Here is an 8,315-nt window from a genome sequence, read left to right on the forward strand (position 1 = left end):
TTGAGGTCAAGGATCATCTTCTTGAAATCTTCATCAAATGTTTTTCTCTTTTTGGTCATTTTGGACACGTCCTATTCTTAGTAGTTAGATTCTACCAAACCGTGTCCATGAAATCATCCTAACATCATATTTCACCAATCTTTCTCTGCTAAGGTATCTGATTTTAGCTCTGTTTCCAATTATCTATGAATACTCGCATAATATTACCAAAACCATCATTCCCCATGTAGGTATGAATGCCTTTGCCACACTCATGACCGTTTGGGCTACGGGTTCTGTTTTTTGAAAATTCGCTATATTTAAGAAAGCGCAGGTGACCTGATATTAGGATGATTTCATGGGGACAACCGAGATTACAATAATGATTAGGGTTAATCAAAAGAGATCTGTTCAGACAAAGCCATTTTTTGATTTTGTACGCCATACGGTGTACAATTAATTAATATTAAAGAGAGGACTGGTAAAGATGTCAAATACCCCAACCAGTGACCGAATTAATACCCGGATCGATCCCAAAATTAAGCAAAAAGCGCAAGAACAATTAGCCCAGCATGGTTTAACCATGTCTGAATTTGTGCGCGTGGTAATCACCACGGTAGCCAATAACGGACTACCCAAATACTATGGCTTCCCTAACCAACAAGTTGTTAACTCACTAACCGAAGTAGCTGACGATATTGCCGGAACCACTAAGTTAAAGAGCGCCAATAGTCAATCTGAGTTAGAGCAGTTATTAGATGAGTAAACTAGTCCCAACCACTCAATTTAAACGACAATATAAAACTGTAAAGAAAAATCCCCGTTGGCGTCCAATCTTTAAAGGAAAAGTACCCTTTGATAATGAGTCCCGGTCGCCTTGGGATTACATAATTAATTGCTTTTTAACTGATCAACGCATTCCTGAATACTTCTATGCTCATCTGCTTAATTTGCCAAAGAAAGTCAGTCAACAACTTAAGCACCGGGTTCCAGGACATGACGTGCAATTAAAAGTACTTGAGCTACATTTTGACGGCCATAATGGCGATTATCTATTAGTGTATACCAAAATATTAGATCAAGTTTATCTGGTAGCAATTGGTACCCACAGTGATTTATTCTAGTTAATTTTTATTAGGGTGTTGCGTGTATGAACAAGTCACTGATCTATGGCAGATTGTCAACGAACAGACGTAATATTTCGGCAACGTTAGCACATCCGAATGGATTAGAATCAGAGGGTGTGTTAGGGTTACCTATAGAACCATAAATAAGATAACTTTTAAGAAATGAGATGTATTTCAATGAAATCAAAGAATGACGACACAGTACAAACGACCAAAATGGATATAAGTCATTTGCTAAAGGCTATGACAAAGTGGACACCCCAAACGTCCGAATTACTTGATATTACAGATGTTTTGGCACAGGTATATCAGAAAATTGATACCGCTAAAAATCCTGAAGCGCTCGTTAATCGACTTGTAAATTATATTCGTATTGTTTCTAGTAAAGGTAGACTCCATTTTCCACCAGCTGAAGAAAAGTTGATGATCGATCTTGGTGCCATTGGTCAACGTGCTGGGCTTAATGGTTCATACATGGCAGATTTTTCAGACAAATCACAATTTTATAGCTATACAGAACAAATACCTAGGCGATAGTGGCACGGGAGAAGCCCATGAACATGAAGATTATTGTAAAACTAGATTTAACTATCATCTTCAGCCTATACGGACAAAGGTAGGTCTCCTTATATACTTCTAGAGATGTTTCTTTTTGGTAAAGGGTCCTAACGAATTACGCAATGTTCTAAAGAAATTTCTAGCTTATTCAGATATTTTCGTGAAGGAGCGGACAATCGTTGCTAATGGATTAGCGGGCTTTAATGATCCCAGTCAAAATGATGCTACAGTATTGGTAAAGCTAAAGGCACAACTCTCTTCATTGGCGATGGCTCAAACCTTGTCATCAAGGGGAGTTGCTCTTTTAGCATGCCTGGAAAAAGAGTTTCCACGGATGCCATATAAGAGTATCGGTTTATCTTGGTTATTTTGAATATAAAATTTAATGGATGGCAAGGGTTATATTTAGGTTAGCCTACCCAACAACACGCTGACAATTTGATAAGCATGCTGTACTGGATTTGAGTCAATATATTGTATACTAATTAGCATTTAATGAGCCGTTATCGTATGACGATAGTCGCTAAAACTATCCATTCAAAATCACGAACTAGTTTAACAAACAACGCTAATGCAATATATAGCACGTTAAAAACAATCGGCACATTTTTCATTCAGCTAATGTTAGAATCAGGCCATGGCACAATAAAGGAGATTTAATACTTATGAAACAAGTGAAATGGTATGCCGGTGGCAACGATCGGAGTAACCAAGCAATTCAATTGATCGACACTTTACTAAACGAAACAAATGAACACCCCGCGTTACGGCAAGTACTAATCCAATACAAAACGGAACTAGGGCAGCAGAGTACTTCGATACCTTTTATCCTCAGCCGTATGAATCTTGCCCTTTCTAAGGCGACTCAAAAAGACGGTCTCGCTTTATCGGCAATTCAATCTGCGACACTTAAAAAGTTAACTGACTTAGCAAATATTCGTTACGGCTATTAAAGTAGCCTATATCACATTTAAAAATTTCAAACGCCTAGCCAATAGGAACTATTTTCTTGTTGCTGGGCGTTTTTAAATTTTTAATATATTTATTTATGAAATGACAACTCACTATAATTTTTATAATATTTACCTGTAATTAACGTGGCTATTATGTGATTAACGTATTGGTCAGTACTTTAATTACAAATAACTAACGCTAATAACTTTTTTCACTACAACCAATACAAGTATAATAGAATAGATACATAAGCTAATTAGCTTAAATATAAGTACAGGAGTGATCAGTATGGAACTAAAAAATTTATCTCAATTTGAGACAATTTCTAAACAACAACTGGTCAGTCACATCGGTCATTTGGCTCAAGGTAATCCCTTGGCAACAATAACGTTTGTAATATTCTTGTTGATCGTAGCACCCTTTGTAGAAAATCTCATGGTCATCTACTTATTCCAAGGCGTTTTTCTAACCAGGTTGACTAGAGCTCTGCCTTATAAATTTGGTGTCAGCCTTAGAGTTATCCTAACAACGGGTTGTTTCATGCTTTTACATGTCCAAACCTTGTCAGACTTCACCAACTTCGCCATGCTGCGATATTTAATTTTAGCCTTATTCCCGATTCTCTACGAGCGGCGTCACAATCTCATGGAGACCATTCTGCCACATATCGGGTTGAACGCACTGGGCTTGGCTTGCTCAATCTCTTTTTACTTTGATCGTAGTATTAGTTTAGGGCACACAGCTAGCCTTACGAGCGTATTCAAACCAAATAGGCACCTGAAACAAAATATTAATTCTGTCTCAGGTGCCTATTAATTATGCCTATCTTTGATTTAAACGTGTTTCAAAAGGCAATGCCCTTATTGCACTATCTTCAAGTTATTATTCTACATTCACATGTTCATGCAAGGCATCTTCATTGCTTGTATGATCACGCCGACTCAACATTAGTGTCAAGGCATCTAATGTGATATGCACGGTTTGGTCAAATAATGTTGACAACAATTGCATGGATTTCACGCCAGCACCGGTTTTGGTTGCACCTGGTACGATCACAACTTGATCGGCCAACTGGGCTAATGGTGATTCTGGTGCACTGGTAAAGGCAACGATATTCAAGCCAAGCTTTTTGGCAGCTTCAGTATCGGCGACAATACCTTTAGTTGTGCCTGATCCAGAAATAGCGACCCAAGTATCACCTTTTTGAATCGATGGCGTGATCGTTTCACCCATCACATAATCGGTGTAGCCAATATGCATCAAACGCATGGCAAAGCCCTTTGCTTGAAAACCACTCCGGCCTGCACCAATCACGAAAATGCGTTTATCCTTAGTTAAATAAGGCATCGCTTTTTCTAATTGGGTTTCATCAACAAGCTTCATCACTTCATTGATTTCAGTCATAATTTGGGGAATTACTGTCATTATTATAGGACCTCCTTAAAACTTTGAACAGCTGCGGTAATATCGGCTGCTTTCATGATTTTTGACCCGACGATCACAATTTCCGTCAAGCCCTGTTCTGCTAAAGCTTTAGCACCTGCTAAATCGATGCCGCCAGCAATTGCTAGCCGTTTAATATGCGGCAATTGTTGATGGAATTCAGCAACTGTATCGCTAGGATTCATGACATCTTTGCGATCAGTCGAGTGGTGTAAGCAATAGATGGCATCATCAAAGTCAGCAATCTGCTGTAACTTCTCAGCACTAACTTCCATCAAATCGATCATCATTGTCTTATGATACGTCTGGGCCACTTCATAACAGGTAGCTAAAGTTGCCTTCGAAGCCGCCCCCATCACCGTCAAAATATCGGCACCATTTTCGAAGCCTTGCCGGAATTCATAGGCACCTTCATCGATCGTCTTTTCATCGACAAGTAACGTAGACTTTTGCACGGCTTGTCGGAATTGGCGAATGGCTTCGTTGCCATAATCTTTGACCAATGACGTGCCCATTTCGATAATATCTGTCTGACCATCTAACAAACGTGCTTTAGCCACAGCCTCTTCTAAAGTCAGGCGGTCAATGGCAGTTTGTAATTTCATATCTATTTGATACCCCTTATAAATTCTTATCTAGAAATGCTTGTAGTTGTTCTGGTGTTGGGTAACCATCATTGTCCCCAGGCGCTTGGACTGCAAAGGCACCGACCGCATTACCACGAATTACGGCGTCTTTCATTGACTTGCCTTCCATTAAGGCTGTAACCACGCCTAAAGCAAAGCCATCACCAGCACCAACCGTATCTACGACTTCATCTACTTTGAATCCATTAACGGTGTAGCTATCGCCAGCTTTATTCTTGACAAAGGCGCCTTCTGGACCTAATTTAACCACGACTGTTTGCGTCAATTCGCCATTTTGCAGGTAGAAATCAGCAATCTTTTCAGGATCACGGCTGCCCATCAAAATTTCACCTTCATTGATTCCTGGCAAAATAATTTCAGCCTGTGCCGCCAAGCCATTGATCGTTTGGATCATTTTTTCTTGGCTAGACCATAATTGTGGCCGTAAATTAGGATCAAAAGTCGTCCGAATGTGATGCGCCTGTAAGAGAGCCACAAAGTGATTAAACGCATCTAAAGCTTGATCAGAAATGGCTGGGAAGATCCCGGATAAGTGGGCAAACTTCACATCAGAAAAGTCGATCTTATCTAGCATGTTTTTGTCAAAGTGTGCTGCTGCTGAACCCTTACGGAAATAAAAGATGCTAGGATCGCCCTTGCTGACTTTGTCTTTCAATTGAAAAGCCGTCCAATAATCTGGCGTGCTGTCAATATAATCTGTCCCGATATTATTTTCGTTTAATTGATCCCGGATAAAATCACCAAAGGGGTCTTCCCCTAAGCGTGTAATATATTGGGCGGAATGACCCAACCTTGAGACACCCACAGCGACATTGACTTCAGCACCGGCTAGGAACTTATGCCAGTTCACTGCATCCTTTAAGGACTTGTCCGTATCTTCTGAAGCAAATAATGAAATCGGTTCACCAATTGTTAAAAATTCACTCATGTCGTAACCTCCAATTTATTGATTAAAGTAATATTAAAGCTAAAATCTCGTTGATGATCGTCGCCGCCCAGGCCCAACCGAGCCCGGTGAGTAGGAACGTCTTGGTATCTAATTTGGCATATTGAACCGACCATAGATTCCAAGATTGGGTAATATCTGCTGAAACCCCCATCATTGATGGTACCACAAGTAATCCGTATAGGAAGTATGGATTAAACATCCCGGTGCCAATAAAGATGGCAGCGGTTGCGGCACCAGCACCGTAAAGCATTAATGGTCCTCTGAAGTAAGCTAATGGTGCTAAGATGGCAATGATGATCACTAACAATACTTTACTATCTGGAATGATCGTCTTAAAGATCGGTGCAAAGCTAGACATCGCGTGTACAGCAGCTTGTTGGAACATAGTCAAAACGAATAACATGATCAACAAACCGGCAATATCACTGATCGCTGTCTTAGCGGTATCATTCATCATCATGACAAAGTTCTTATAATGCCGCATCTGCCCCGTTAATAAGAAAGCCAAAATAATTGCGATCAATAACGCTGGAATCGAATCCCATTTGAGGAAAATACTTAAGGCAACAGGTAAAACGGGTAGGAAATAAGTCCAAACGGAAACTTCTTTGGGCGCCTCCTTCTGCTCTTCCTCACTCGTAACAATAACCGGCCGACCATTTTTGATTTTTTTAGCATGGGCTAAGATGAATAAAATCACGATAACCATTTGGACAGCCATGGCTGCGAAACCAAAGCGTTGGTAGTGGGCACCCCACTTAACGCCAGGGAAAAACACTTGGAACTGAACGAATAAAACGTTATTGACATACATCGCTGCCCCAATGGACATCGTAAAAACACTAACGGCAACATTTTTAGGGACGCCCATGGAAAACATAATTGGAAACAAGATCACCCCAACGGCGATTGCTGAACCGACCCCATAGGAACTGGTAAAGATCAATGCTGTGACTAAGGCAATCAGAATCGTTGCAATGACAGGACTCTTGCGGCCGACTTTTTCCGTCCGTCGGCTAATACTGCCAGCGATGCCGGTATCCACCAAGACCCGTCCAAACCAGGAGCCAAAAATAATATAAGCGGCCGTTTTACCATAATTCAAAACCGGCTCTGTAAAAATCTCTTTGATTGCTTTGGTCGGTGGCACTAAACCAATAATGGTCCAAGTCACCGCCATTACGAAGAATCCAACAGTCAAATTGCCACCCTTCATCGCATAAACGACGAAAATGATGAACGTAATTGCTAGCAGGATTCCAGTAATCAATGTTGACATGTGTCTACCTCTCTATCCTTCTAGTATTGATTTAATTGGCTCAAAATCTCTTGGAAATTAGATTTGATTTTGCCCTCTTGTAAATCACTAAAAAATTGATCTTCTGTATGGTTAAATTGCTCCGCCAAATAATAAGCTGATAAATATGCTGCTAAAGCTTCTTTAGCTTTGGTCGCGATGGCACCATGTTCTGGCACATCATTCATATTCAGACTATCTAAAAAATGTAACGCAAACTTTTCAGCATCAATTTGTGTTCGTTCTTCAGCCATCTTTGATCTCTCCCTTATTCAAACCGTTAAAGTGCTAACAACTTTTGCAAACCAGCTTTGATCAAGGCATCATTGTCCGTTGGATATTCCAACGCCACTGGCACATCTTTTGGCAGAACTGCTAAAGCTTGGCGCCAGTCAAGGTGACCCTCATCTAGTGGCTGTACGAAAGGCTGGCCCTCTTTTTCAGTCACATCTTTGACATGAATATACCGTGTATACGCTGCAAGCGCCTTAGCACCAGCTAGGAAGTCCTCGCCAACAAAGGGCCAATTCCCCAAATCGTAAACATAACGAATATCAACATCTGCTGCTACTGCTGCTTTAAGGAACGTCAAGATCGGTGTTAGTGTCCCGCTTGTTTGCGTCTGATCATTTTCAATATTGACTTCAATCCCTTGATTCAGAAATGGTGCAAAATCGCGTTGCAGCTCACCTTGGTAGTTGGCAAAATCACCAATATTAAATTTGATTTTTTCAATACCGAGCTGCTGTCCTTCTTCAAAATAGCCTGTTAATTTTGGATTGACTTTACCAGCAACAAATAGCTCATCAGGCACGCTGTAAAAGAGTTTCAAGTCTAATGCCGTTGCTTGGGCTTTAACTTCTGGTATCTCTGCAGTGATATCTTGGAAATATTCTCGGCGTACTTCCACCATCGAAAAACCTAAATCTTTGGCCCGAGCCAATAGCTCCGCTTGCTTGACACCCTTTTTAACCTCGGCATCAAATAATAATAAGTTTGCTGCAAGTTGTTTAGATTGCATAATGTGACCTCCATCAATTTTTGTTAACCGGTTTCCTTAATTGATACTATAAACCGCTTACATATATAAATCAAGTTTAAATGTTCTCTTTTAAAATTTACCTGATTATTATCGTAATATCAAGATATATATAGATATCATAGGCCGACACTTTATCAAGGTTATCGGTTTCTAAAAAGCAAATAAAAAATCAAAAAAAGAAGTTACACACGTTCGGCTATACTCCTACTTAAGTAGACAGGTAAATAATTAAAACCTGTTTGCTTAGGAAGGAGTATTTTTTATGGGCCGAAAAGGTTCCAGATATTCTATTGATGAGAAACTTCATTTCATTGGCCTA

General features: G+C 40.1%; 12 protein-coding genes. 6 read left to right on the forward strand and 6 right to left on the reverse strand.

Translation table 11 applies throughout. The annotated features are described in order from the left end of the window. Positions 1-466: 466 nt before the first annotated feature. The 6 genes from FHQ08_RS12280 (at position 467) to FHQ08_RS12305 (ending at position 3,434) form a co-directional block, all read left to right on the forward strand. On the forward strand, positions 467-745 hold the full coding sequence (locus FHQ08_RS12280; protein ID WP_230914677.1) for a type II toxin-antitoxin system RelB/DinJ family antitoxin: 279 nt from the start codon (positions 467-469) through the stop codon (positions 743-745). After that, positions 738-1,103, forward strand: a complete 366-nt coding sequence (locus tag FHQ08_RS12285; protein WP_230914678.1) for a type II toxin-antitoxin system RelE/ParE family toxin — start codon at positions 738-740, stop codon at positions 1,101-1,103. Before FHQ08_RS12280 ends, FHQ08_RS12285 begins: the two co-directional genes overlap by 8 nt. A gap of 219 nt (positions 1,104-1,322) precedes the next feature. Further along, the gene (locus FHQ08_RS12290; protein ID WP_230914688.1) at positions 1,323-1,643 is read left to right on the forward strand and encodes a bacteriocin immunity protein; all 321 of its coding nucleotides are present in this window, start codon (positions 1,323-1,325) and stop codon (positions 1,641-1,643) included. A gap of 115 nt (positions 1,644-1,758) precedes the next feature. Continuing rightward, positions 1,759-2,037: a hypothetical protein gene (locus FHQ08_RS12295; RefSeq protein ID WP_230914679.1), complete on the forward strand. Its 279-nt coding sequence runs from the start codon at positions 1,759-1,761 to the stop codon at positions 2,035-2,037. A gap of 292 nt (positions 2,038-2,329) precedes the next feature. Continuing rightward, positions 2,330-2,617: a bacteriocin immunity protein gene (locus tag FHQ08_RS12300; protein ID WP_230914680.1), complete on the forward strand. Its 288-nt coding sequence runs from the start codon at positions 2,330-2,332 to the stop codon at positions 2,615-2,617. Positions 2,618-2,906: 289 nt separating this feature from the next. Then, positions 2,907-3,434, forward strand: a complete 528-nt coding sequence (locus tag FHQ08_RS12305) for a CPBP family intramembrane glutamic endopeptidase (RefSeq protein ID WP_230914681.1) — start codon at positions 2,907-2,909, stop codon at positions 3,432-3,434. 66 nt (positions 3,435-3,500) lie between these two features. On the opposite strand, the gene hxlB is transcribed toward FHQ08_RS12305, so the two are convergent. From hxlB to FHQ08_RS12335, 6 genes are read right to left on the reverse strand one after another with little or no spacing between them, the layout of a single operon-like run. Further along, positions 3,501-4,043, reverse strand: a complete 543-nt coding sequence (gene hxlB, locus FHQ08_RS12310; RefSeq protein ID WP_230914682.1) for a 6-phospho-3-hexuloisomerase — start codon at positions 4,041-4,043, stop codon at positions 3,501-3,503. 2 nt (positions 4,044-4,045) lie between these two features. Then, a complete protein-coding gene (locus FHQ08_RS12315) occupies positions 4,046-4,666 on the reverse strand; it encodes an orotidine 5'-phosphate decarboxylase / HUMPS family protein (RefSeq protein WP_230914683.1) in 621 nt (206 codons plus the stop codon). A gap of 16 nt (positions 4,667-4,682) precedes the next feature. Continuing rightward, on the reverse strand, positions 4,683-5,636 hold the full coding sequence (locus FHQ08_RS12320; protein ID WP_230914684.1) for a sugar kinase: 954 nt from the start codon (positions 5,634-5,636) through the stop codon (positions 4,683-4,685). 22 nt (positions 5,637-5,658) lie between these two features. Then, positions 5,659-6,936 (reverse strand): gluconate:proton symporter, encoded by a 1,278-nt coding sequence (locus FHQ08_RS12325; protein WP_230914685.1) that lies wholly within the window; start codon positions 6,934-6,936, stop codon positions 5,659-5,661. 20 nt (positions 6,937-6,956) lie between these two features. Continuing rightward, positions 6,957-7,208, reverse strand: a complete 252-nt coding sequence (locus tag FHQ08_RS12330) for a hypothetical protein (protein WP_230914686.1) — start codon at positions 7,206-7,208, stop codon at positions 6,957-6,959. 26 nt (positions 7,209-7,234) lie between these two features. Next, positions 7,235-7,975 carry a sugar phosphate isomerase/epimerase family protein gene (locus tag FHQ08_RS12335; RefSeq protein WP_230914687.1) on the reverse strand — a complete coding sequence of 247 codons (741 nt, stop codon included), beginning with the start codon at positions 7,973-7,975 and terminating at the stop codon, positions 7,235-7,237. Positions 7,976-8,315: the final 340 nt, after the last annotated feature.

It is taken from the genome of Agrilactobacillus fermenti (assembly GCF_021030645.1).
GTDB lineage: Bacteria > Bacillota > Bacilli > Lactobacillales > Lactobacillaceae > Agrilactobacillus > Agrilactobacillus fermenti.